Here is a 23003-nt window from a genome sequence, read left to right on the forward strand (position 1 = left end):
TCAGTTTCAACTAATATAGGTATTTAATGAAACCGAAGCTTGGGATACTATCCAAGTTTCGGTTCTTTGCGTTCAAGCATAAGATCATCCAGTGTAGGAAAAGCTTGTTATAGAGAATTGGAGAAGTGAAGTAAAGGAAGGTGATACATATATGATGGAAGAAACATGGGTTGTTGCAGTAAGGTCTATTATTGCCTTCCTGACCCTGATCATTTACACAAGGGTGCTGGGCAAACAGCAAATGGGTAACTTAACGTATTTTGATTACATTAACGGCATTACAATCGGTTCCATAGCGGGAACGTTTGCAACTGATCTTTCCTCCAAGGCGTGGATTCATTTTGTCGCATTGACCATTTTCACAATCATTACGATCATCTTTCAGTTTATTACATTGAAGAATCGTACCATATCCAAACTAATGGACTCTGACCCCACCTTGATCATCCAGAACGGTAAAATTCTCGAACAGAACCTGAGTAAAATGCGAGTCAAATTTGACGAATTGACCATGATGCTGAGGCAAAAGGATGTATTTGATATTACAACGCTGGATTATGCCATTCTGGAACCGGACGGTAGCCTATCGGTTGTTTTGAAACCTGAGAATCAACCGGTAACCGCGAAAGACATGCATATGCACCCGCCCAAGAGCAAGCTGATGACCGAGGTTATCATTGATGGCCTGCTCATTAAACAAAATCTGGAGGAAAGAAACAAAGATATCAACTGGCTCACTGAGCAACTGAAAAAACAAAAGATCACGATACAGGATATTGCTTTTGCCGCCATATTGCCCAATGACAAATTGTATGTTGACCTGTACAAGGATAAAATCACTGAAAAAATCGATATGGGCGATTATGAGGGGCCTTTCTAAACTCTTTACATCAAGGAGGCGATTGAATGAAAACGCGTTTCTGGCTGCTATATGTGCTTCCGATCTGCCTCATTCTTGTGTTCGTTGCAATTATGGCTAGCGGAACCTTTCTCAAAAAGCCTTTGGGCACCGATGATCGCTTGCTTGAATCGATACAAACATTAGAGAAGCAGGTTGAGGGCAAAAAATGGACTGAAGCCAAGTCTCAAGTTAATTACGCCATGAAGGCCTGGGATAAAATCGTCAACCGGATTCAGTTCAGTGTGGAACGTGAAACCATATATGACATTCTGGGCACCCTTGCTCGGATGAAGGGCGGCGTTGCGGCAGAGGATGATAAGGCAATTATGGAAGAGATTTATTACTTTTATGTGTTATGGGAAAATCTTGGAGATTAAATTCAAGCATTTAATATCAGATGGAAGTCCATATACAAAAGGCACTTTCCTTTCCTGAAGAAAGGAAGTGCCTTCTTTGCGTATATATAACGTTATAACTTTATATCCGTTAAGCTCTTCGTAATCCCCGGGACCTTGACGATCGCGACGTGCCTTCTTTACGGAAAAATAGACTGAGTGCTCCCTTGGCACACCATAAGGCAAACAAAGCAAACAGGGTTCCCCAGAATAGCGCCGGAAGGAATGTCTGCTGAGCGAGATTCGCTGCATCCCCTGCCCGTGAAGGTTGAGTCCAGGACATCAGTCCAACATATACGGCACTAACGACCGACTCTTCCAGCGTAAGAAACGCCAGTAACAGATAATAGAACTTCACGATCTTGGCACCAAAAATCATAATGACAACGTTAAGCACAATGAACCCGGTCAACCATAACATGCCAAACTCCCCTCTTACATATAACAGGAGCGACACCAGAGCAACAGCCGTCATAATGCCCAGTCCCCACATGTGCAGGCCTTTGCGATATAAGTAAAACAACAGCCAGGCGAACAAAGATGCACTGATATATCCCGCAAGGGAAACCAAAATGGATCTGCCTGGCGTCAGCATGGACGAATACGTTACACCGCTATGATCAGCGTATAATTCTATCCGCAGCACTTTACCGGACAATATCAGCGTCATTAATGCATGACCGAATTCGTGAATCATCGTATCCAGGTTGCGGAACAAGGACGAGAATGGGATGAAGCGTGTAAGAAAGACGGAGCCTAGCAGAAAAAGTATCGTTTTGACCCACTTATTCAATCGTGTCATACCTCCTTCACCTTCAAGTAAACAAGCCTATCCTTTATACTACGCTTTTTTCACTCGATTCGTTTCGGCTTCCGAACTGTGAGGCGCAGTGCTCCATCCACCAGCAGAAGCTCCGATTATGTCCAATGAAAAAAGAAGACAGATCATAGCGGCCCTTTTCGGCCTCTAGTGTAACGAGCAATCGATTCCGCATCCGGCGGAGCGCGTAGTGCACGAATTGATCTGCAACTTCACTTTGTACCAGAGTAACATAAGCATAAAGCGAATGATCGACAGGTTCATCGAGCGGACTCACCCCTGCACATGAAAATTCCGTCCTCACGCCCGCACTCTGAAGTATGGACAATGCCATCACAAGCTCGGCATCTACTTCAACACCGTTCCATATCTCCGTTTTCTTCGCGGCCACCGTATATTTGTCACGTTCCGTCCAGTGCATCAGCTCCAGCTTGCGTCGTCTCCACAGATGGGCAGGCTGATCACTTAACAGCACTTCATGCTCCTCATTTAAATTCATCTAATACACCCTCCTGGTCTCCTTGATCCGGTCGCCTTATCAACAAAGAGAGAGCACATCACTGTGCTCTCTGCTTCGCAAAAAGGCAAAGGAATGGCACTCCATTCCTCAGCATGTTGTATTATTGTACCTTTTTCGGTGAAAGGCATCAAACTGATCTTTAACTATTCGTTCAGTGCCACTTTCAGAGCCTCCAGATTCTGTCTCATCACACTAATGTAGTCCATTCCTGCCGCGATCTCTTCCTCGGTGAGTCCCTCGATCGGGTTCAATACAGCCGTTTGGGCCCCCACTTCACTTGCAATCGTCTCAGACACTTTGGATGAAACCAGCGTTTCGAAGAAAATCGTTTTCACCTGATGCTCTTTTGCAAAATCAATGACCGATGCCATCTGCGCTGCTGAAGGTTCTTGCTCAGGAGACAATCCTGCGATGGGTACCTGCTGCAATCCGTATTCCTGAGCAAGATAGCCAAATGCAGCGTGTTGGGTGATGAAATCCTTGCGTTTGCTATCTGCCACAGCCGCCTTGAAATCTTGATCCAGTGACTCCAATTGAGCAACGTAGGCATCTGCATTCTGCTTGAACTGTTCTGCATGTTCCGGGGCGGCCTGCGCCAGTCCTGCTTCAATATTACGTACTTCTTTGACAGCCAGTGCAGGTGACAGCCATACGTGAGGATCCAGTCCACCATGATCATGCCCATGTCCTTCTTCCGCTTCGGCGTCATGATCATGGTCGTGTTCTTCAGAAGTCACTTCAACCGCATGATCGTGGTCGTGTTCCTCTGTAGTCGCTTGATTTGTTTGGTTATGGTCGTGGTTATGGTCATCTTCTGTTGCCTCAGAATCTCCATGATGGTGATCATGCTCCCCGCCTTCAAGCAAATTAATGCCTTTGCTCGCTTCTACCTGAATGAGCGAAGCATTGCTCAGACTTCCAGTGACCTGATCCATCCATGACTCCATACCCGCACCGTTGTATACAAGCACATCCGCTTTTTCAATGCTGGCAATGTCCTGTGGTGTTGGCTCCCAATCATGAGGCTCCATCCCTGCCGGAACGAGCGTATGTACCTCAGCCAGATCACCTGCCACATTTTTAGTAAACTCATACATCGGGTAGAAGCTGACCTGTACGTTTAATTTTGCAGCTTCACTCTCTGTGGAGACCGCATTACCAGTACCTGTAGAGCTTGCATTTGTATCCGAAGCGGATTTCTGACCGCAGCCTGCGACGATAAGTGTAAGGCTGAACAATAATCCAAGCGTAGCTTTTTTACTGAATTTCATGTGATGTATTCCTCCTTGAATGGTTGACCAGTATGACGTGCTGTGAGTTTGTCTCTTTGCGATGACGCTTGCGGTTATATCGTGCAATCAGCTTTTGCGCTGATATTCCAGTCAATAGGATGACCAACAGGATGAGTGCAATTGTTCCTCCCGGTGGTGTATTTAGATGGTAAGATGTTGTGAGTCCGCTAAAAATACCAATTAATCCCGTGATTACTGCGACAATGATCGCTGCTGTAAAACTGCGAGACACTCTCAGTGCCAAAGCAGCGGGCAGTACAATAAGAGCAGAAACCAACAACACACCAACAATCGGCATGGCTGAAGCTACAGTCATTCCTGTCAGAATGGCAAATGCAAACGATAAACTTCTCACCTGAACGCCTCCAATGGAAGCTGTTTCTTCATCAAAGGTAAAGTTATACAATGGTCTTCGTAGCAGAATGAAAAAAAGTAAACCAATCACACATACACCTGCCATCATCCACAACTGCATATCGCTAACCGCAACAATTGATCCGAATAAGTATGAGCTGAAAGCCTTGGACAGATTGGTTTGGAGACTCATTAACACCACAGCAAGGGCCAGCCCAGAAGTCATGATGATCGCTACAGGTACCTCGCTGTAAGTTCGGTAACTTCGCCGCAGTTGTTCAACCAGTAATGCACCGATAATGGCGATAGCGAATCCGCAGATCACCGGGTTAAGATTCATGACCGAACCGAGCGCAACCCCTGCGAGTGAGACATGGGATAACGTGTCTGCCATAAGAACCTGCCGCCTGAGCATCAGATAGACCCCGAGAATTGGAGCGATGACCCCAATCAGTCCACCTGCCCAGAAGGCACGTTGCATGAATTCGTACTCAAACACTGCCATTCCTCACTTTCTTGCCGCTCCAAAGTAATCGTTCGATCCAAACGATTCCCCATCTCTTCCAGTCCGTGAGTAACCATAATAATCGTTAACCCATGAACATCAGCATAGTGGCGCATCAGATTGTAAAATCCTTCACGACTGTGGCGGTCCATTCCCGTTGTAGGCTCATCCAGTACGAGAACCTGCGGTTGCCCTGCCATAGCTCTTGCTATACAGATCCGCTGCTTCTGTCCACCGGACAGCTCACCAACCCGTGTATTCCGATGTTCCCACATGCCAACTTCACGGAGACTGCGTTCAACGATAGCATCCTGCTCTGCCCTGAATCTGCGAAATAGTCCCAGCTTGGTGTAACATCCTGAGCGGACCAGTTCAATCACCGTACTGGGAAACCCACTATTAAACGATGCCACCTGCTGGGGCACATAACCGATATTGGAGTTGTTCCGATGTTTCAAGTGGGGATTCATATGTATCGTGCCGCTCCAGGGCTTGAGCAGCCCCAGCAGCAGCTTTAACAGGGTCGTTTTGGCTGAACCATTGGGACCTGTGATGCCTATGAACTCTCCCACATGGATATCCAGCGACAGTTGATCAATGACTGGCTTTTTGCCATATCCAAATACAACATCACGCATGGAAGATAGTATCATGCCACTCCCTCTTTTCGTAAATATTACGATTTAAAAACAACAAAAAAATTTATCTGGTTTCCCGGTGAATCGTCATTTTCTTCAAACGCGGAGAGTACTTCTTCATCTCAAGTCTCTCTGGATGGTTACGTTTATTCTTGGTTGTTGTGTAGTTGCGGTCCCCGCACTCGGTGCAGGCTAAGGTTACAATGACTCTCATGATTGTTGCCTCCTCTGATTTAATCGTAATAATTACTATTTAATGATATTAGACTATGGCTTTTCTTTTGTCAACTCCATGCCGGGAAAGGATCTTTCAGTTCACGCCAGTTCATCAACATCTCTTCCTCCGTGAGAAGGGTCTCATCCAAGGTACGTTCAATCTCCGCCCGGTCCATATCAATGCCGATAAATACTAATTTGGTTACCCGATCACCCCACTCATCATCCCAGTCGGGTATGTTTGGCAATGTATCGCCAAAATGAAGTTGCCTTTCCTCCTCACTCATCGCACCTACCCATATTCCTGCAGGCGCAAGCTGCTTTGATGTACCTGCATGACTGAACGAAATCGCCATATGGTTCCTTGTCGCCAGCCACATCAGACCCTTGGATCGTACAATACTATCTGGATATTTCGCAATCCAACGCAGCAACCGTTCCGGATGGAATGGACGTTTACGATGATAGACAAACGAATGTATTCCATATTCTTCTGTCTCTGGTGTGTGTTCTTCTTTCATTAATTCGCGGATCCAACCCGCAGACTGGCTTGCTTTTTCAAAATCAAAACGTCCTGTATTTAATATTTCTCTCGGATCAATCTGCCCATGTATCGTGCGAATGAGATTGGCTTCCGGTTGCATGGCGTGTAATGCCTTCTCAAGCTTCGTCAGTTCTTCCTCCGACACCAGATCACATTTGTTCAGAATCAGCACATCACAGAATTCAACTTGGTCCGTCAGCAGATGAACGATTCCGCGAACATCGTCCTCCCCTGCTTCCTGTCCCCGATCCTTCAATGTTTCTTTGGAATAAAAATCACGCCAGAACTGGGCAGCATCAACAACCGTAACCATTGTGTCGAGACGAGTGAATTTCGTCAAATCAATGCCGAGTTCCTCATCGATATACGTAAACGTCTGCGCAACAGGTACCGGCTCACCAATACCCGTCGATTCAATCAATATGTAGTCAAAAGAATCATCCAGCGCCAGCCGCTCAACTTCTTTCAACAGATCCTCCCGCAATGTGCAGCAGATGCAACCATTGGACATCTCTACCAGCTTCTCATCAATGCGTGACAGGCCTCCACCGTCTCGTATTAAACCTGCATCGATGTTAACCTCACTCAGATCATTGACGATGACAGCAACCCGCATTCCCTCGCGGTTATGAAGCACATGATTGAGCAATGTCGTTTTGCCAGCACCCAAATATCCACTAAGTACGGTTACTGGAACCCGCTGTTGAACCTGTTGATCTGACATTTCTGTTTCCTCCACTCTGTTCAAGTTGCGATTTTAATCGTAATAATTACTATTAAGGATGATCATTCCGAATGATACCTCAGTTTTCTTTGGGTTGTCAACTCTACTATGATGAAAAATCTTGATTAATCGTAAAAATGTTGATTAGAACATAGGAATGATGTATGTTGCCGCACGTACAAGCATATATTTTAGCAAAGTCCGAGTTGTGGAGGTCTGTTTCATGAAAATGGCAGCCAATCTGAAGCTCCTGTCCTTCCTGATCCCTTGTGCATTTCTTGTTCCCGTGTTGATCACAATGGCTCCAGACCTGAAGGATGCATGGAACAGTGAAGCTTTGCAAAATATGAAAACCGTATTCATAGGTATTTTCCTTGAAGCCGCACCTTTTCTGCTTATGGGTGTACTATTGTCCTCGCTCATGCAGTGGTTCGTATCCGAAGAAATGGTCCGCAGACTTACACCCAAGAATCCGATCGGCGGTGTGCTGGTCGCAGGGCTGCTCGGTATTATTTTCCCCATCTGTGAATGTGGCATGATCCCGGTCGTGAGAAGGTTGATGCATAAAGGCATGCCAGCCTATATCGCAGTGACGTTCATTTTGAGTGGTCCCGTCGTCAATCCCATCGTATTTACTGCTACCTTGCTCGCTTTTCCCTCCCATCCTGAGATTACCATTGCCCGCATGGGACTCGCCTTTGCCGTAGCAGCTTCCATAGGCATGCTCGTGTATGTGTTTGTTCGTCGAAATCCCCTTCGGTTGCCAAAAGTCGCTGCGACAGAGGTTAAGACACATCCTGGATTTAAAATGGCACAACCTCATACTCATGCACATGCAAATGCTCATGACCATAACCATGTGAAAAACTGGCGCAGCTTCTTTATCCATGCCGGAGATGAATTCGTTGATATGAGCAAATATTTGGTGATCGGTGCCCTGATTACAGCCTGCATCCAGACATTCAATAGCCGCAGCGATCTGATCTCACTTGGCAATGGTCCTGTCGCCTCTTACGTGTTCATGATGGGCTTTGCTTATGTGCTGTCTCTCTGCTCCACTTCGGACGCGTTTGTGGCTTCTGCGTTCTCACATACATTTGCACTGGGGCCGCTGGTATCCTTCCTTGTGCTAGGTCCAATGCTGGATTTCAAAAGCACGCTCATGCTGCTCTCAACCTTCCGTACCCGATTTGTTATCGGTCTAAGTCTAGCCATTATCATACTCGTCTTCGCAGGCTCCTGGTTGATTAATCTGCTGGTATAAATGTTGAGTAACATACTTCATGATATGAATGGTTAATTCCATGAACTTTCATCCTGTTGATGAAAAGAAATGAGGTGATGATATGAACCACACTGTTTATACGATGAGCAAACGTCCTGTTCCAAGATCACGCATCATTCAATGGCATAACCTGATCCGTGCGGTATGGATCGGCGGGTTGGCAATGTACATTATTCACTTGAATTCAAGTGACTCGCTTCATTATTATTTGGCTCCTACCATGCAAAAACTGCTGTTATGCTGTCCTGTTCCCTTATTGTTTATTGCGGTTATCATGGCCTGGCATGGACTGTTCAGTAGAAACGAGATTCATTGCGACTGTGAGCATCCACCACCCTCAGGGTTCCTTCGCAGCTCAATGGTATATGGTCTGATTGCCATACCCTTGTTGCTGGGATTTCTGTTACCTGATCGGGCTCTCGGCAGCTCCATGGCCAGTCAGAAAGGCATGTCTCTCACCTATGCTCCTCCCGAGATTCGTCGAAAAGAACCTTTACCTGATCCGGCAACGCAATTGAATGTACAAGATCTCACCCAACCATCAACGGCTGTTCAGTCTGCATCTTCCTCCAAAGTACAATTCATTCCCCCAGACGAGTATAGCCGCGAATTCGCTGAACTGGCGGAGAAGTTGTATGCGGAACAGGTCATCCGAGTCTATCCCGAGATTTTCTCTGAAACACTCGGCACGATTGATATGTTCCAGCGACAATTTGCAGGCAAGGATATCTCCTTAACCGGGTTCGTTTATCGTGACAAAAACATGGATCATGAATCACATTTTGCATTAGGACGATTTCTCGTCATGTGCTGCCCTGCTGATGCGGCTCCTTTCGGCGTGATGATTCACATCCCAGAGGCGGATAGTTTCCCCACAGACAGTTGGGTGCAAATCGATGGCAGCATCGGCTCTGCACAGGTAAATGGTAAGGATACCATTGAAATTCGGGCCGCCAAGGTGACACCTGTATCCGAGCCGTCCACCCCTTATATTTATACTAACGCAGATTCAGTGATGGCATATGAACAAATAAAGAGCCGATAATCTCTAACATTAACAGCGCCTCTTCAACGACAAAAAGCCCCAAAGTGATGGATTACATCGCTTTGGGGCTTTCACGTTCCGGTCAGACATGAGATTAAATCTCGTCTACTCTGATGATTTATTATTCCGTTACGATATCATGAACCAGTACAGGCGCATCGGCATGATCCGCAATCGTAATGTTTTCTTTGATCTTCGCGATGACGTCTGCTACGTCTTCACGGTTGGCATGAATCGTTACAAGGGACTCACCAGCTTTGACTGGGTCACCGACTTTTTTGTTCAGCATCAGACCAACTGCGAGATCGATCTCAGACTCTTTTGTTGCACGGCCTGCGCCGAGCAGCATTGCTGCCGTTCCGATTTCGTCAGCGACGATTCCGGCAACATAGCCGTCTTTGTCTGCCGGGACTTCAACCAGGTATTGTGCTTGTGGCAAACGATCTGGATGATCCACAACCGAAGCGTCTCCGCCTTGGTTTGCCAGGAAATCTTTAAATTTCTCCAGTGCTTTACCGTTCTGGATCACTTCTTTCAATTTCTCCTCAGCGTGCTCCAAGGAATCTGCCTTGCCCGCAAGGAATACCATCTGACGTCCAAGTGCCAGACACAGTTCTTCCAGATCTTTCGGACCTTTCCCTTGCAGGGTAAGGATAGCTTCTTTTACTTCAAGCGCGTTACCAATCGCCAGACCCAGTGGTTGGGACATATCGGAGATAACAGCCATTGTTTTACGTCCAACATTGTTACCGATGCTTACCATGGCATGTGCCAATTCTTTAGCATCTTCCGTTGTTTTCATGAATGCACCCGCACCCGTTTTTACATCCAATACGATTGCATCTGCACCTGCTGCAATTTTCTTACTCATGATGGAACTGGCGATCAGTGGGATAGAGTTAACAGTTGCTGTTACATCACGCAGTGCATAGAGCTTTTTGTCTGCTGGCGTAAGGTTACCACTTTGTCCAATAACTGCAACCTTGTGTTCGTTTACGAGACGAATGAACTCTTCTTTTTCAAGCTCTACGTGGAAACCGGCAACGGACTCCAGCTTGTCTGTTGTACCACCCGTGTGACCAAGTCCACGTCCAGACATTTTGGCAACAGGAACATCAAGCGCAGCAACGAGTGGAGCGAGTACCAGTGTTGTTGTATCGCCCACTCCTCCTGTGGAGTGCTTGTCTACTTTGATACCTTCGATGGCAGACAGGTCAATCGTTTCACCGGAATTCACCATGGACATGGTCAAGTCCGCACGTTCCTTGTCTGTCATATCTTTGAAGAATACCGCCATCGCCCATGCGCTGACTTGATAGTCCGGAATCTCTCCTTGTGTGTATCCTTGAACAACAAAATCAATCTCAGCTGTTGTCAGTTCTTTTCCGTCGCGTTTCTTGGCAATAATGTCTACCATTCTCATGATGATCTCTCCTTGTGTGTGAAATTGATTGTATTGAACACTTTGTAGTTATATCGTTCCGGCTCCGGATCGTTCTTTTGATCGCTGTTGTCTCCAAGTTTTTTCTGATTCCATTTTGCAATGGGAACACTCGGTGACAGCATATCCTTCCGAAGCAGCTTTCTTTCAGAAAGCTTTTAGGCGAACGCTTCGCTTCTTCAGAATCGATTCCGGTTCCTTCACTCCGTGCTTAGAAAAATCAGGCTCGTTCAATCTAAAACTTAAAGTGTGATTGCTGTGTCGAGGGCAACTACCATCATATCGTTGAACGTTTTTTGGCGCTCTTCGGCAGATGTTTCTTCGCCTGTCAGCAGGTGGTCACTTACCGTCAGGATGGTCAGTGCATTAACACCGAACTTGGCAGCGATGGTGTACAATGCTGTTGTTTCCATCTCAACACCGAGTACGCCATGCTTCATCAACTTCTCGGTTACGGAACGGTCATCGCGGTAGAACGAATCGGAGCTAAACACGTTACCGACGTGAATCTTCATGCCTTTGGCTGTTGCACGGTCATATGCTTCTTTCAGCAGGGAGAACGTAGCGATTGGTGAGAAGTCATATCCACCGAATACGTGTTTGTTCATGCTGGAATCAGTACATGCTGCTTGTGCAAGGATAACGTCACGTACACGGACATGCTCTTGCATACCGCCACAAGTACCCACACGAATCAGGTTTTTTACGCCATATTCACTGATTAACTCATTAGCATAGATTGCGAAGGACGGAATACCCATTCCTGAGCCCTGCACCGAAATCCGGTGTCCTTGATATGTACCTGTGTAACCGAGCATTCCACGAACCTCGTTGTAACATACAACATCTTCAAGATACGTATCTGCAATATACTTGGCGCGCAAAGGGTCTCCTGGCAAAAGGATCGTTTCTGCGATATCTCCGGGTTTTGCTCCAATATGTGTACTCATGAATGAACTCCTCCAGTTATATATTTAGTCTATTATGATGGCAGGACCGGAGCAGCCACAGCTACTCCGACATCCCCTATCCCGTTTCAGAAAAGCTTATTTCAAATCCTTCAGGAAGCTTGTGCCGTATTCCGGCATTTTCACTCCAAAGTTCTCGGCTACGGTTGCACCCAGGTCAGCAAAAGTGCTGCGCAGATCAAGCTTTTTGCCCTCGCTGAAGCGCGGAGAGTAAGCAAGCAGTGGTACATATTCACGTGTATGGTCCGTACCACGGTAAGTTGGATCATTACCATGGTCAGCTGTAATCAGCAACAGGTCATCGTTCGTCATTTTGGCAAAAATCTCTGGCAGCCTTGCATCATAGTCTTCAAGCGCCTGAGCATACCCTTGCGGATCACGACGGTGACCGTACAGGGCATCAAAATCAACCAGGTTCAGGAAGCTGAGTCCAGTGAACTCTTCATCCATCGTTTCAGACAACTTGTCCATGCCATCCATGTTAGACACGGTACGAACAGCCTTGGTCACACCTTCACCGTCATAGATGTCTGCGATTTTACCCAGGGCAATCACATCAAATCCGCCATCTTGCAGTTCATTCATCACCGTACGACCAAAAGGTTTGAGCGCATAGTCATGACGATTCGCCGTACGCTTCCAGTTACCGTTCTCACCTACGAATGGACGTGCAATAATGCGGCCGAGCATGTACGGATCTTCAAGTGTAATTTCACGGCAGAACTCACAGATCTCATACAATTCCTTCAAAGGTACAACATCCTCATGTGCTGCAATTTGCAGAACCGAATCTGCGGATGTGTAGACGATGAGCGCACCCGTTTCGACATGCTCTTGACCCAACTCATCCAGAATTTCCGTGCCGCTGGCAGGTTTGTTACCGATAACCTTGCGGCCCGTTTTCTCTTCAATGCGCTGAATCAACTCATCGGGAAAACCATTCTCGAACACACGGAAAGGTGTATCGATATATAGGCCCATCAGCTCCCAGTGACCTGTCATGGTGTCTTTGCCTCTGGATGCTTCCTGCATCTTGGTGTAGTACGCTTTAGGTGCATCCGCTACAGGCACACCTTCGATTTCCTTGATGTTGGACAGTCCGAGACTGGCCATGTGAGGCATGTTCAGACCTCCGCGTTCACGTGCAATGTGACCAAAGGTATCTACATCAAAATCATCGAATTCTGCTGCATCCGGCGCTTCGCCGATCCCTACAGAATCCATCACGATCAGATGTACTCTTTTGAATGTTGACATAACCTAAGCACTCCTTCCAATAATCCGGTTTACAAGAACAGTCCGGCGATGATCGCTGACAATACACTGACAAGCGATGCACCGTAAAGCAGTTTCAGACCGAAGCGGGCGACCACATTACCTTGTTTCTCATGAAGTCCCTTCACCGCACCGGCAATGATACCGATGGAGGAGAAGTTCGCGAACGAGACGAGGAAGACGGATACGATCCCTGTTGTTCTGGCAGACAATACGGTCTCCTTCGCCAGCGCAAGCATGGCAACGAATTCGTTGGATACCATTTTGGTTGCCATAATACTTCCCGCCTGAATCGCTTCCTTCCAAGGAACACCCATAATAAAGGCAAGTGGTGCAAACACATAACCAAGCAGTTCCTGGAACGAAATGCCAAGCACCGCGCTGAAAATTCCGTTAACCAACGCAATCAAGGCGACAAAACCGATTAACATCGCAGCGACAATAATGGCGACTTTAAATCCATCCAGGATGTACTCGCCCAGCATTTCGAAGAAGGATTGTTTCTCCTCTTCCTGTACTTCCAATATATCTTCTTCCTCTGTTACCTCATAAGGATTCACAATGGAAGCAATGATAAAACCGCCAAACAGGTTCAGCACAAGTGCCGTAACCACATATTTCGGATCAATCATGGACATATAGGCACCGACAATCGACATCGATACCGTGGACATCGCCGAAGCACACAAGGTGTACAGCCGATGTTTTGGCAACAACCCAATTTGTTTTTTCACAGAAATGAACACTTCAGATTGCCCCAATACAGCCGAAGCAACCGCGTTATATGATTCCAGTTTGCCCATTCCGTTGATTTTGCTTAATACCAGACCAATATATTTTATAACAAAAGGTAAGATTCGGATATACTGCAATATCCCAATAAGTGCAGAGATAACAACAATCGGCATCAACACGCTGAGGAAAAACGGTGTGCCTACGGTATCTGCACCTACGGTGGTCAGATCACCAAATACAAACGCAATTCCTTCATTCGCATAATCAAGCAAACTTTTAAATACGGACGCGAAGCCGCCAATTAACCATGTCCCGACTCCTGTATTCAGCAAGGCATACGCCAGGATCACCTGTAAAACAACCATAACGACCAGTGGTCGGTAACGAATCTTCTTTTTACCGTTGCTTGCGATATAAGCCAGTCCAAAAACAACGAGTAAACCAAGAAGGGCAATTAGAAATTTCATTTGATCTCTCCTTTGAAGGTAGTTAAGCCGGATGTGGAATTCAGCTCAAAGGTCTTTAAGCAGCCTGAATCATTAAGCTTTCAGAAAACTTTATTAAGCGCTTACAATATGTTCCGTTAATTAAAATATAAGTGTAAATTGTATTCCCTGTACCTGAGTCGAACGCCCAAGTACAGAGAATATAACATTACTTTTGTTTGATAAGCTTTTGCATGTTAAAACCTTTTGCTTAATAAGAAGATGTAGACTGACCGCCCTGCATGATCTTCACGCCAGAGCTTGCACCGATCCGAGTTGCACCCGCTTCGATCATTTTCTCCATATCTTCCAGGCTACGTACGCCACCGGAAGCTTTAACACCAACATCAGGACCTACAGTACGACGCATCAAAGCGATATCTTCTGGCGTTGCTCCACCTGTGGAGAACCCTGTAGAAGTTTTAACAAAATCAGCTCCAGCTCGCACAGCTGCCTGACAAGCACGTACTTTCTCTTCATCCGTCAACAGACAAGTTTCAATAATAACTTTCACCAAAGCTTTACCCGCAGCCGCTTCAACAACAGCACGAATATCCTGTTCAACGAAATCATCTTTGCCATCTTTCAAAGCACTGATGTTGATGACCATATCGACTTCAGTTGCACCTTTAGCAATTGCATCCTTGGTTTCAAAAGCTTTTGTCTCCGATGTGGATGCTCCCAGAGGGAAACCGATAACGGTACAGATATCTACACCAGTACCCTGCAACTGCCCAGCAGCATAAGCTACCCAGCCTGGGTTAACACATACGGAAGCAAACTGGTATTGCTTCGCTTCTTCGGTTAACTTGGCCATTTCACTTTGCGTTGCGTCCGCACGAAGCAACGTATGGTCGATCATTTTAGCTAATTGTGGTGTAGTCAATTGAATCTCTCCCTTATCTGAACTAGTTATTTTCTATACCCTTACCCTATCATGAACATATGTAAAAAGCAACTTGAACTTTTGTTCACAATTTAACTTACAGTTGTTGCTTCGTTATATTTTCTGCCTTACAAAGCAAAACATCCGCCCTCTTTGCGTGGCAGATGTTGTCATCCCTATTCATTTGAAATTAGAAACGCAGTAATGCCTGTGCTGTGTACTGATCCGTAACCAAAATATTGGCATAATGACCTTTAAGCGCGGCGTGAATGGCTTCAATTTTGCGTTGTCCCCCGGCGACCAGGATTGATTTTTCCTTATTTCTTAATTCGGCCAAGTCAATTCCGACGGTTCTGCTGTTAATCTCTTCACTGATCAACTGACCTTCCGCATCAAAAAATCGTGAACAAATGTCACCTGCACCGGAGTTCATCAGTAATTGTTGCTCTTCTTCATTGAAATAGCCAAGCCTGAACAATAGTGCATCTTCTTTCACAGTACCCACGGTGAACAGAGCAATATTGGCCTGTCTGCCAAGCTCTACGATTCTGCCGATATGCCGATCGGCTTCCACCATGTTCTTAACTTCAATGTTGTCGAAAATAACGGGCAGCGGCAAATACCTCGGTACGGTATGAAATGCCTCAGCGAACAAATGAACAATCTCAGCGGCATATGTATTGACATGGGAATGGCTTACGCCCCCCTTCAATTGCACGACTTCGACACCTTTCACCTGCTTGGGACGAAGCTGGCGTGCTACGGCATGCATGGTTGTTCCCCATGTCACCCCGATAATATCTGCGTCCTGAACCGTCTCCTGAAGGTAGTCTGCTGCTCGTTTGCTGATATGCTTCTGTATCTCCTCATCACTCTTCAGCGGGGCAAAACACACAAGTGCCGTATCCAGATCATATTTCGCCTTGAGTTCACCGGCAATGATATCGATATCCTCCAGCGGGTCCATAATTTCAATCCGGACGTATCCACGATCTTTGGCGTACTGAAGTAACCTCGATACGGTTGGACGCGACACGCCCAATCTTGCGGCAATATCCTGCTGACTGTAATCGGACTGATAATACAATTTCGCTGCTTCAATGCTTAATCGTTGCTTCTCCAGGTCCATTCCCATGTGCGCTCATCTCACTCATCCCTATTATCGTTGGAAAATAAATACTCGTCCTGTATATTATACATGGATTGAGTATCTGGTCACTATATAGCATCCAATTCAGTATCATGATCCATCCATTCCATTCTTATCTGACGTATAAAACGGGGGAAATGATGCATACTACTGCGGTTGCTTCATCATTGCCACAAGTCGGTTCACCCCATTAATCGCACAGAGAGGAAGAAAAACATGTCTACCCTATTGTATATTACTGCCCATCCTCATGATCATGAAACCTCATTCAGCATGGCTACGGGCAAAGCCTTTATTGATGCGTATCGTGAAAGTCACCCTTCTGATGAGGTTGTTCACCTCGATCTGTATCGCTCGGATATTCCGCATATCGATGCAGATGTCTTCAGTGGCTGGGGCAAACTGCAATCGGGCAGTGATCTGACTTCCGAAGAGCAGGCAAAAGTAAGCCGTTTGAATGAACTGTCGGATCAATTTGCATCAGCAGATAAATATGTTTTTGTAACACCGATGTGGAACTTCTCATTCCCTCCCATCCTGAAGGCATATGTGGACTCCATCTGTGTAGCTGGCAAAACATTCCGTTACACCGAACAAGGTCCTGTCGGATTGTTGTCTGACAAAAAAGCGCTGCATATTCAGGCCCGCGGCGGCATTTATTCCGAAGGCCCAGCGGCTCAGATGGAATCCGGACATCGTTATCTGAGCATTATCATGTCTTTCCTCGGTGTGCCGAAGCTTGATGGCATTTTTGTTGAGGGGCATAATCAGTATAAAGAACGAGCGGATGAGATCAAGCAACAGGCGATAGAACAAGCGCGCACTTTGGCAAAACAATTTTAGAAAGGTAGTTCAAAAGTCCGCTTTTGATTACGAATTATGCCTAGTGACATCATCAGCAGTGTAGTAAACAATCAAAGCAAAAATAAAACCCGCATGTTTCCTAGGATATTCCCAGGAAACATGCGGGTTTCAATGTATATTTCAACCTAGAGCTTATTGATATCCAGCGCTGGCACGGCTCATGGTTTCAAGTTTACGTGTGATCGCATGACGGTCCACTTTCAATCCCCAGATCATCTCAATAATCTGCTCTTTCTCTTCAGGACTGTCGGCATGTTTCAGTTGCATTAACAGATCATGCATTTGTTCATTAATGCCTTCGAATTGAATCCATAAATCCTGTCTTACCTCTTTTGAATCCAGATGATGATTCGCATCGACTTCTTCCTTCAATGCTTGCAGAATAGCATCTTTCCATTCGTCATCACCTAGCTGTTTCGCAATGTTCAGGAGATCCAGATAATCGTCAACAAGAAGTGAGTTCAATTCAGCATGTGTTTTCATCGTTTATTGCATCCCCTTTTTGTCTATTTACCAAGTATTATACTCGGTATTTCAGGATATGCAATACCTGTCGGAAAAAGTTGCTTTATGTAGCCTGTCCCTTCAATCTATGGACAAGCAAATTACACAAGACAAAACCGATCAAAACATACACACCGATCAACCCCACAATACCTATCCATCCCAGATGGCTGTATAGCAATCCGCCCCCTGTTCCACTTACGCTTGAACCAAGGTAGTAGAAAAACAAATACAACGCATTGGCCTGGGATTTATGCTGATTAGCCACGAGTCCAACCCAGCTGCTTGCGATGGAATGACCGCCAAAGAAACCAAAAGCAAACAGGGCAAGTCCGATAATTTTGACCCCAATCGCTGGATGAACGGTACATACTGCACCAGCCAGAATAATGCCCAGCGCGATCCCAAGTACATGTGATCTGCCGTACCGATCTGCCAGCCTGCCCATCCAGGTGCTGCTAAGTGTGCCCATCAGATACACCACAAAAAGACTTCCAACAATGGACTGGCTGAGATGATAGGGTTCACCCGTTAATTCAAAACCTATATAGTTGAACAGGGTCACGAAGCCCCCCATCAGGAGAAAACCAAGCCCATACAGGCACAGAAGCCTTGGATTACGACATTGTGACCACAAAAGAGGTATTGGATTTTTGAATCCGGGTGCAGCTTTGACAAAATGACGGGATGGCGGGATGACAAGCCAAAAAATAACGGCTGCACATAGTCCAAGAATACCAATGAAACCCACAGCAGCGCGCCAACTGAACCAATCTGTCACCACACCGCTGATAAAACGACCGGCCATGCCTCCTATTGAATTGCCGCTGATATATAGGCCCATGGCATAACCAAGACTTCTAGGTTCAATTTCTTCTGACAAATATGTCATGGCTATTGCTGGCAACCCTGCGAGTGCCACCCCCTGGAGAATACGAAGAAGAAGAAGCTCTGAAAACCCCAAGCTGAACGCACTGAGCAAAGCAATAACAGAAGATATGACCAGTGCTGCTGTCATGATAAAGCGTCGGCCTACAGAATCAGACAAGGATCCGATGAACAGCATCGTCAGTGCCATGGCGATCGTTGTTACTGATAATGTAAGACTGGCGTGTGCCGGCGTAATGAAAAATGTATCGCTAATGTCAGGCATCAGGGGTTGCAGACTGTAGAGCAAAGCAAAAGTGACAAAACCTCCGGCGAACAGTGCAAGGCTAATGTTACGAAACGTCTTAGTTCCCTGCTGAATCATGGATGTTCCAACTTTCTCGGTAAGAAAGCTTCTTGGATCGGCTGTGGCCTGATCGCCGGTCAGTGAAGCCTTCCATTTATATTATTTAATAAACAGTTTCCGCTCCATATGGGTCAGAAACTCATAACCATCTGGCGTTACAACAATGGTATCCTCGATTTGGAATCCACCTGCACCAAGTTCGTAATAAGGCACCTCCACACATAACACCATACCGGGCTCCAGTACGCGATGGTCACCAGGAGAGAGCGTCATATCATCGTACAGTTCCAATCCGATGGCATGTCCGACATGTTGACGTCGATAATGCGGAATTCCCTCACGTTGCACACGAGAAACTGCCGCATGGAATACTTCGGATGCCATGACGCCAGGGCGCACGGTTTCAAGTGCTGTCTCCCATCCACTTTTGACTGCAGCAAAATGTTTTTTCATCCAGGCGGTAGGCTCCCCTGCAACAACCGTGCGACCCGTATCTCCCCAGTATCCTTCCAGCTGTAGGCAGAGATCAAAACGGATCTGATCTCCGGTCTCAATCGTATGAAAATAATTTTCGATGAGTGGCAACGCACTGCGTGGCCCTGCCCCTACCGCTGTCATTGCCGGAGTTCCACCTGCTCTCATCACAGCCAGACGATAATGATCGGCAAGTTGCTTCTCATGAACACCTGCGGCAATCAGGTTAATTAGTTCCTGCTCAATCCGTTCATTTAATTGGGCAGCCTGACGAAGTTGCTCGATCTCAAAAGGGGTCTTGACCAGACGGATATGTCTGAACAGCTTATATGCAGGAACTACTGATCTGTCAGGAACCTCCTCCCTGATTCTCGTCAGAATATCAGGAGCGATCCGCATCTCATCGATTCCAATCGGCTGATCTTCGATTTCAAGCTGTTTTAATGCCGCTTTGAGCGCATCTACAGGGCTTGAATGAATAACCGTCGTGTGCAGGAGAGAATAGAATAGATCAATGTCGTCAGTGGAAGGTTTGCCTTCAATGGAACCTTCCACGAAAAAATCACTGTAGGCAAATATGTTCACCCCCGTGATACCGAATTGGGCCACAACGCCCAAACGATTCGTTGGAATGATGATACACGGCTTAGCAGAACTGTCAGCAGGCAGAACCGCATAAATCTGCATCGTCCAATTGCTTGCACGCAGTTGGGACCCGATGACATATTGAATATTCTCGGGAGTAGTTGCAATCAGGGCACTTAGTCCCTGAGCGTTCATCACTTCTTCCGCCCGATCCCGATTCAGACCGGAGCTATGAGTTATATGCTGTGAATTATTCATTTTGATCCAGACCTCCTTTTGTTTTCCTGCGACCGAACAAACTCTCAAGTCCTGGTACAGAACGCAAAACCAGTTTAATCGTCATAAACAGAGCCAGCGCAAAAGCGATCAGAACTACAGACACCACGGCTATCGTTGGGTCCTGCCATTTCTCCATATACAGGAATAGCTGTATGGGCAACGTGTAGCTATCCTGACGGAGCAGCAGCAATGCAGCCTCGACCTGATCGAAAGTGAAGACAAAAGCGATTGACCCTGACAGAAGCAGGGATAGGCGGAGCTGTGGCAGCGTAATGGTGAAAAAAATGCGCATCGGTCCTGCCCCAAGGTCCGCGGCAGCTTCCCGGTGAGCCGGGTGCAGATTGGCTAATGCACTGCCCACAAGCGTGAGCACGAATGGAAGCACAATAACCGCTTCACCCAAAATAAGTGCAAACAGTCCGCCGGCAATATGCATTTTCGAGAATAAAATCAAATATGCGATACCCAGCGTAATTTTCGGCATAACCATCGGAGAACCAAAAAATGCTCTTAATATACCTGAGCCCGGGAAAGGGTACTGCACGATGGCTAGCGCCGCAAGCGTACCTGTAATCAAAGCCAGCAGAACCGCTCCTGTGGAAGCGATGAGGCTGTTCTTGAACGCATCAAGAAACTGGGTCTGCTCACCCAGATTGGCATACCATTTCAAGGTGAGACCTTCCGGCGGGAATTTGCTGGCTGAACCAGAGCCTACAGATGTCAACATAATCATCAGCAGTGGCAGCAGCAAATAAATGGCTACGGCGCCCACAAAGATATAGAGCAACAGCTTGGTGCCCCTGTTTGACTTAACCATATGACTGACCTCCCTTACCGGAACGACGGAACATCAACATTTCTGCTCCTTTATTCACAAGCAACGAGACAACGATGGAAGAAACCAGCAAGAACAGACTGGCAACCGCAGCCATCGGCCAGTTGGTGTCCAAGGTTCGCTGGTATATAAATACCGGGAGTGTCATCACTCTTCCCCCGCCAATCAGTTGAGGTGTGGTGAAGGCGGTGAGACATAACGTGAACACAATCTGTACCCCGCTTGCAATGCCTCTTGCCGATAAAGGCAGAGTAATGGTGAGGAACGTTCGCCAGCTGCCCGCTCCCAGATCCTGAGCAGCTGCCTTTAAGGAAGCATCACTTTGGGACAAGACATTCAGGATTGGAAAGACCATAAATGGCAGGAAAATATGGACAAGTGCAACAACAACACCTGTCTCGTTGTAGATCATATTGAATCCTTCCTGGGTAAGCCCCAGCCGAATGAACAACCAGTTCATGAAGCCCTGTTTGGACAGTAAAAGCTGCCATCCGTAAGAACGCACAACCGCGCTGACCAGTAGCGGAAGAAACGTGAGCAGCAACAAAAACTGCTTCATGCCAGGCTTCTTGAGACCCGCTATGCAGTAGGCCAGCGGATAGGCAAGCATTAGACTCCATAGGGTAACCTTGAAGGCAATGCGAAATGTCGTGCCAATCAGTTTCCAATAGTAAGGATCAGATAAAAAAGCACGATAGGTCCCCCAATCCCAGCCGCGAATAAGCTTCCCATTCTCATAGATATCAAAGCTATATCTGCCAAAGATCAGCAACCCGCCAAGATACACGATGCCCATCAGAGCAAGTGCAGGTAACAACAGCAGCAACCGGGTTACCCATGTGCGATTTCCAAAGGAATACAAATTCACGATCCGTTCCGCGATCCGGTTCATATTCCTGCACCCTGTACTTGGTCTTGCATGGGTTCAGATAACAAGAGCGCGTCCTCTGGATCAAAGCCAATTTCTATCGGCTCGCCTGGACTATAACGTGAAGCTCCCCGTTGATGTAGCACACTGGCCTGAATCAGAAAACCCTCAACAATCTGTACGCTGTATCGAATATTTGCTCCGCCGTACACCGCTTCAATCACTTGTCCTTCCAGCTTGTTCACGCATTGAGTTGCATCTTCTCCGAGTCGAATATACTCATTGCGGATGGATAGGGAATGTTGGGCTCCGGCTTTCGGTACGGCTTTGCCATCACTGACCTTCACCAGTAATGGCTTGCCGAAGCATTGCACCCGGATTCCATTCACATCCTGTCCTAACACTTCCGTCTCCAAGAGGTTGGTATCTCCGATGAACTTGGCTACGAAGCTATCAGTCGGTCTTTCATAGATTTCATCAGGAGTTGCATACTGCAGCAGCTTCCCAGCCCGCATGACGCCAATGCGGTCAGACATGTTCATGGCTTCGCTCTGATCATGCGTTACAAAGATAAACGTTCCGCCAAATTCACGCTGGATACGTTTCAGTTCACGCTGCATATCGAGACGCAGCTGCATGTCCAATGCAGAGAGAGGTTCATCAAGCAGCAGCACTTCGGGTCTGTTAATCAGTGCGCGAGCAATGGCGACGCGTTGTGCCTGCCCGCCGGACAGCTCGGATACAGCACGCCTGCCATAGTCTCCGAGTTGGACGAGATCAAGCATTTCACCTACCTGCCGCTTGATATCGGCTTTGGGTAACTTCTTCACCTTTAGCCCATAGGCAATGTTGTTGAATACGTCCATATGAGGGAACAGCGCAAGCTGCTGAAAAATCATATTGCTGTTGCGTCCATAGGCTGGAATGCCGGTAACATCCCGGCCTCCCAGCATAATGGTGCCCTGATCCGGCTGCTCAAGTCCGCCAAGCATGCGCAGCAGTGTGGTTTTGCCACAGCCACTCGGACCAAGCAAGGAAACGAATTCTCCCTTTTTCACTTGCAGTGTGACTTGATCAACGGCAGCTCGTTCACCATAGGTCTTCGTGACTTCCCTTGTTTCAATGGATATGGTCTCTTGTACGCTGCTCATCTCTGATTCCCTCCCGTCCATTCCGGGTTC

General features: G+C 46.9%; 24 protein-coding genes. 5 read left to right on the plus strand and 19 right to left on the minus strand.

The genetic code is table 11. The annotated features are described in order from the left end of the window. Nucleotides 1–151: 151 nt before the first annotated feature. Entirely contained in the window at nt 152–880 is a 729-nt protein-coding gene (locus ACE3K2_RS12335; RefSeq protein ID WP_421890188.1) for a DUF421 domain-containing protein, read from the plus strand. Nucleotides 881–906: 26 nt separating this feature from the next. After that, nucleotides 907–1278 (plus strand): DUF4363 family protein, encoded by a 372-nt coding sequence (locus tag ACE3K2_RS12340; protein WP_421890191.1) that lies wholly within the window; start codon nt 907–909, stop codon nt 1276–1278. A 109-nt stretch (nt 1279–1387) separates the two neighbouring features. Here the strand turns inward: ACE3K2_RS12340 and ACE3K2_RS12345 are convergent, their stop codons facing one another. The 7 genes from ACE3K2_RS12345 to ACE3K2_RS12375 all read right to left on the minus strand — a co-directional run bounded on the left by ACE3K2_RS12345 (nt 1388) and on the right by ACE3K2_RS12375 (nt 6909). Further along, nucleotides 1388–2089: a M50 family metallopeptidase gene (locus ACE3K2_RS12345; RefSeq protein ID WP_421891203.1), complete on the minus strand. Its 702-nt coding sequence runs from the start codon at nt 2087–2089 to the stop codon at nt 1388–1390. Nucleotides 2090–2132: 43 nt separating this feature from the next. Beyond that, a complete protein-coding gene (locus tag ACE3K2_RS12350) occupies nt 2133–2615 on the minus strand; it encodes a hypothetical protein (protein WP_421890194.1) in 483 nt (160 codons plus the stop codon). A gap of 164 nt (nt 2616–2779) precedes the next feature. Continuing rightward, nucleotides 2780–3907 carry a metal ABC transporter solute-binding protein, Zn/Mn family gene (locus tag ACE3K2_RS12355; RefSeq protein ID WP_421890196.1) on the minus strand — a complete coding sequence of 376 codons (1128 nt, stop codon included), beginning with the start codon at nt 3905–3907 and terminating at the stop codon, nt 2780–2782. Further along, nucleotides 3894–4787: a metal ABC transporter permease gene (locus ACE3K2_RS12360; RefSeq protein WP_421890199.1), complete on the minus strand. Its 894-nt coding sequence runs from the start codon at nt 4785–4787 to the stop codon at nt 3894–3896. Before ACE3K2_RS12360 ends, ACE3K2_RS12355 begins: the two co-directional genes overlap by 14 nt. Then, entirely contained in the window at nt 4733–5440 is a 708-nt protein-coding gene (locus tag ACE3K2_RS12365; RefSeq protein WP_421890202.1) for a metal ABC transporter ATP-binding protein, read from the minus strand. The genes ACE3K2_RS12360 and ACE3K2_RS12365 overlap by 55 nt, the downstream gene beginning before the upstream one ends. A 49-nt stretch (nt 5441–5489) precedes the next feature. After that, nucleotides 5490–5639 carry a 50S ribosomal protein L33 gene (rpmG, locus tag ACE3K2_RS12370; protein ID WP_036613813.1) on the minus strand — a complete coding sequence of 50 codons (150 nt, stop codon included), beginning with the start codon at nt 5637–5639 and terminating at the stop codon, nt 5490–5492. A 70-nt stretch (nt 5640–5709) separates the two neighbouring features. Beyond that, nucleotides 5710–6909, minus strand: a complete 1200-nt coding sequence (locus ACE3K2_RS12375) for a GTP-binding protein (RefSeq protein ID WP_421890206.1) — start codon at nt 6907–6909, stop codon at nt 5710–5712. Nucleotides 6910–7132: 223 nt separating this feature from the next. Between ACE3K2_RS12375 and ACE3K2_RS12380 the strand changes: the two genes are divergently transcribed. Beyond that, the gene (locus ACE3K2_RS12380; protein WP_421890209.1) at nt 7133–8173 is read left to right on the plus strand and encodes a permease; all 1041 of its coding nucleotides are present in this window, start codon (nt 7133–7135) and stop codon (nt 8171–8173) included. A gap of 82 nt (nt 8174–8255) precedes the next feature. Continuing rightward, a complete protein-coding gene (locus tag ACE3K2_RS12385) occupies nt 8256–9239 on the plus strand; it encodes a TIGR03943 family putative permease subunit (protein WP_421890212.1) in 984 nt (327 codons plus the stop codon). A gap of 121 nt (nt 9240–9360) precedes the next feature. On the opposite strand, the gene ACE3K2_RS12390 is transcribed toward ACE3K2_RS12385, so the two are convergent. The 6 genes from ACE3K2_RS12390 to ACE3K2_RS12415 all read right to left on the minus strand — a co-directional run bounded on the left by ACE3K2_RS12390 (nt 9361) and on the right by ACE3K2_RS12415 (nt 16158). Next, nucleotides 9361–10662: a pyrimidine-nucleoside phosphorylase gene (locus ACE3K2_RS12390; protein ID WP_036613808.1), complete on the minus strand. Its 1302-nt coding sequence runs from the start codon at nt 10660–10662 to the stop codon at nt 9361–9363. Nucleotides 10663–10922: 260 nt separating this feature from the next. Continuing rightward, nucleotides 10923–11630, minus strand: coding sequence for a purine-nucleoside phosphorylase (gene deoD / locus ACE3K2_RS12395; protein ID WP_017688193.1), 708 nt, complete (start codon nt 11628–11630; stop codon nt 10923–10925). A 96-nt stretch (nt 11631–11726) separates the two neighbouring features. Next, nucleotides 11727–12905, minus strand: a complete 1179-nt coding sequence (gene deoB, locus ACE3K2_RS12400; protein ID WP_421890215.1) for a phosphopentomutase — start codon at nt 12903–12905, stop codon at nt 11727–11729. Between the two features lie 29 nt (nt 12906–12934). Then, a complete protein-coding gene (locus ACE3K2_RS12405) occupies nt 12935–14125 on the minus strand; it encodes a NupC/NupG family nucleoside CNT transporter (protein ID WP_421890218.1) in 1191 nt (396 codons plus the stop codon). A 229-nt stretch (nt 14126–14354) separates the two neighbouring features. Beyond that, complete coding sequence (deoC, locus tag ACE3K2_RS12410) at nt 14355–15005, minus strand: deoxyribose-phosphate aldolase (RefSeq protein ID WP_421891206.1); 651 nt, start codon at nt 15003–15005, stop codon at nt 14355–14357. 214 nt (nt 15006–15219) lie between these two features. Further along, nucleotides 15220–16158, minus strand: a complete 939-nt coding sequence (locus tag ACE3K2_RS12415) for a sugar-binding transcriptional regulator (RefSeq protein ID WP_421891208.1) — start codon at nt 16156–16158, stop codon at nt 15220–15222. A 237-nt stretch (nt 16159–16395) separates the two neighbouring features. Here ACE3K2_RS12415 and ACE3K2_RS12420 point away from each other — a divergent pair, with 237 nt between their 5' ends. After that, the gene (locus ACE3K2_RS12420) at nt 16396–17022 is read left to right on the plus strand and encodes an FMN-dependent NADH-azoreductase (protein ID WP_421890221.1); all 627 of its coding nucleotides are present in this window, start codon (nt 16396–16398) and stop codon (nt 17020–17022) included. Between the two features lie 153 nt (nt 17023–17175). Here ACE3K2_RS12420 and ACE3K2_RS12425 read toward each other — a convergent pair whose 3' ends face one another. The 6 genes from ACE3K2_RS12425 to ACE3K2_RS12450 form a co-directional block, all read right to left on the minus strand. After that, the gene (locus ACE3K2_RS12425) at nt 17176–17526 is read right to left on the minus strand and encodes a hypothetical protein (RefSeq protein WP_282321162.1); all 351 of its coding nucleotides are present in this window, start codon (nt 17524–17526) and stop codon (nt 17176–17178) included. An 85-nt stretch (nt 17527–17611) separates the two neighbouring features. Then, complete coding sequence (locus ACE3K2_RS12430) at nt 17612–18799, minus strand: MFS transporter (RefSeq protein WP_421890224.1); 1188 nt, start codon at nt 18797–18799, stop codon at nt 17612–17614. An 81-nt stretch (nt 18800–18880) separates the two neighbouring features. Then, nucleotides 18881–20098: a M24 family metallopeptidase gene (locus ACE3K2_RS12435; protein ID WP_421890227.1), complete on the minus strand. Its 1218-nt coding sequence runs from the start codon at nt 20096–20098 to the stop codon at nt 18881–18883. Then, a complete protein-coding gene (locus ACE3K2_RS12440; RefSeq protein WP_421890230.1) occupies nt 20091–20936 on the minus strand; it encodes an ABC transporter permease in 846 nt (281 codons plus the stop codon). Before ACE3K2_RS12440 ends, ACE3K2_RS12435 begins: the two co-directional genes overlap by 8 nt. Beyond that, the gene (locus tag ACE3K2_RS12445) at nt 20929–21846 is read right to left on the minus strand and encodes an ABC transporter permease (RefSeq protein WP_421890233.1); all 918 of its coding nucleotides are present in this window, start codon (nt 21844–21846) and stop codon (nt 20929–20931) included. Before ACE3K2_RS12445 ends, ACE3K2_RS12440 begins: the two co-directional genes overlap by 8 nt. Further along, entirely contained in the window at nt 21843–22973 is a 1131-nt protein-coding gene (locus tag ACE3K2_RS12450; protein WP_421890235.1) for an ABC transporter ATP-binding protein, read from the minus strand. Before ACE3K2_RS12450 ends, ACE3K2_RS12445 begins: the two co-directional genes overlap by 4 nt. Between the last annotated feature and the right edge of the window lie 30 nt (nt 22974–23003).

The organism is Paenibacillus sp., assembly GCF_048976745.1.
Lineage (GTDB): Bacteria > Bacillota > Bacilli > Paenibacillales > Paenibacillaceae > Paenibacillus.

What these genes read in the sequence shown, in the direction of transcription:
- ACE3K2_RS12335 (WP_421890188.1), top strand. Translation starts at nt 152, where the DNA reads ATGATGGAAGAAACATGGGTTGTTGCAGTAAGGTCTATTATTGCCTTC.
- ACE3K2_RS12340 (WP_421890191.1), top strand. Translation starts at nt 907, where the DNA reads ATGAAAACGCGTTTCTGGCTGCTATATGTGCTTCCGATCTGCCTCATT.
- ACE3K2_RS12350 (WP_421890194.1), bottom strand. Translation starts at nt 2,615, where the DNA reads ATGAATTTAAATGAGGAGCATGAAGTGCTGTTAAGTGATCAGCCTGCC.
- ACE3K2_RS12355 (WP_421890196.1), bottom strand. Translation starts at nt 3,907, where the DNA reads ATGAAATTCAGTAAAAAAGCTACGCTTGGATTATTGTTCAGCCTTACA.
- ACE3K2_RS12360 (WP_421890199.1), bottom strand. Translation starts at nt 4,787, where the DNA reads ATGGCAGTGTTTGAGTACGAATTCATGCAACGTGCCTTCTGGGCAGGT.
- ACE3K2_RS12365 (WP_421890202.1), bottom strand. Translation starts at nt 5,440, where the DNA reads ATGATACTATCTTCCATGCGTGATGTTGTATTTGGATATGGCAAAAAG.
- rpmG (WP_036613813.1), bottom strand. Translation starts at nt 5,639, where the DNA reads ATGAGAGTCATTGTAACCTTAGCCTGCACCGAGTGCGGGGACCGCAAC.
- ACE3K2_RS12375 (WP_421890206.1), bottom strand. Translation starts at nt 6,909, where the DNA reads ATGTCAGATCAACAGGTTCAACAGCGGGTTCCAGTAACCGTACTTAGT.
- ACE3K2_RS12380 (WP_421890209.1), top strand. Translation starts at nt 7,133, where the DNA reads ATGAAAATGGCAGCCAATCTGAAGCTCCTGTCCTTCCTGATCCCTTGT.
- ACE3K2_RS12385 (WP_421890212.1), top strand. Translation starts at nt 8,256, where the DNA reads ATGAACCACACTGTTTATACGATGAGCAAACGTCCTGTTCCAAGATCA.
- ACE3K2_RS12390 (WP_036613808.1), bottom strand. Translation starts at nt 10,662, where the DNA reads ATGAGAATGGTAGACATTATTGCCAAGAAACGCGACGGAAAAGAACTG.
- deoD (WP_017688193.1), bottom strand. Translation starts at nt 11,630, where the DNA reads ATGAGTACACATATTGGAGCAAAACCCGGAGATATCGCAGAAACGATC.
- deoB (WP_421890215.1), bottom strand. Translation starts at nt 12,905, where the DNA reads ATGTCAACATTCAAAAGAGTACATCTGATCGTGATGGATTCTGTAGGG.
- ACE3K2_RS12405 (WP_421890218.1), bottom strand. Translation starts at nt 14,125, where the DNA reads ATGAAATTTCTAATTGCCCTTCTTGGTTTACTCGTTGTTTTTGGACTG.
- deoC (WP_421891206.1), bottom strand. Translation starts at nt 15,005, where the DNA reads ATGATCGACCATACGTTGCTTCGTGCGGACGCAACGCAAAGTGAAATG.
- ACE3K2_RS12415 (WP_421891208.1), bottom strand. Translation starts at nt 16,158, where the DNA reads ATGGACCTGGAGAAGCAACGATTAAGCATTGAAGCAGCGAAATTGTAT.
- ACE3K2_RS12420 (WP_421890221.1), top strand. Translation starts at nt 16,396, where the DNA reads ATGTCTACCCTATTGTATATTACTGCCCATCCTCATGATCATGAAACC.
- ACE3K2_RS12425 (WP_282321162.1), bottom strand. Translation starts at nt 17,526, where the DNA reads ATGAAAACACATGCTGAATTGAACTCACTTCTTGTTGACGATTATCTG.
- ACE3K2_RS12430 (WP_421890224.1), bottom strand. Translation starts at nt 18,799, where the DNA reads ATGATTCAGCAGGGAACTAAGACGTTTCGTAACATTAGCCTTGCACTG.
- ACE3K2_RS12435 (WP_421890227.1), bottom strand. Translation starts at nt 20,098, where the DNA reads ATGAATAATTCACAGCATATAACTCATAGCTCCGGTCTGAATCGGGAT.
- ACE3K2_RS12440 (WP_421890230.1), bottom strand. Translation starts at nt 20,936, where the DNA reads ATGGTTAAGTCAAACAGGGGCACCAAGCTGTTGCTCTATATCTTTGTG.
- ACE3K2_RS12445 (WP_421890233.1), bottom strand. Translation starts at nt 21,846, where the DNA reads ATGAACCGGATCGCGGAACGGATCGTGAATTTGTATTCCTTTGGAAAT.
- ACE3K2_RS12450 (WP_421890235.1), bottom strand. Translation starts at nt 22,973, where the DNA reads ATGAGCAGCGTACAAGAGACCATATCCATTGAAACAAGGGAAGTCACG.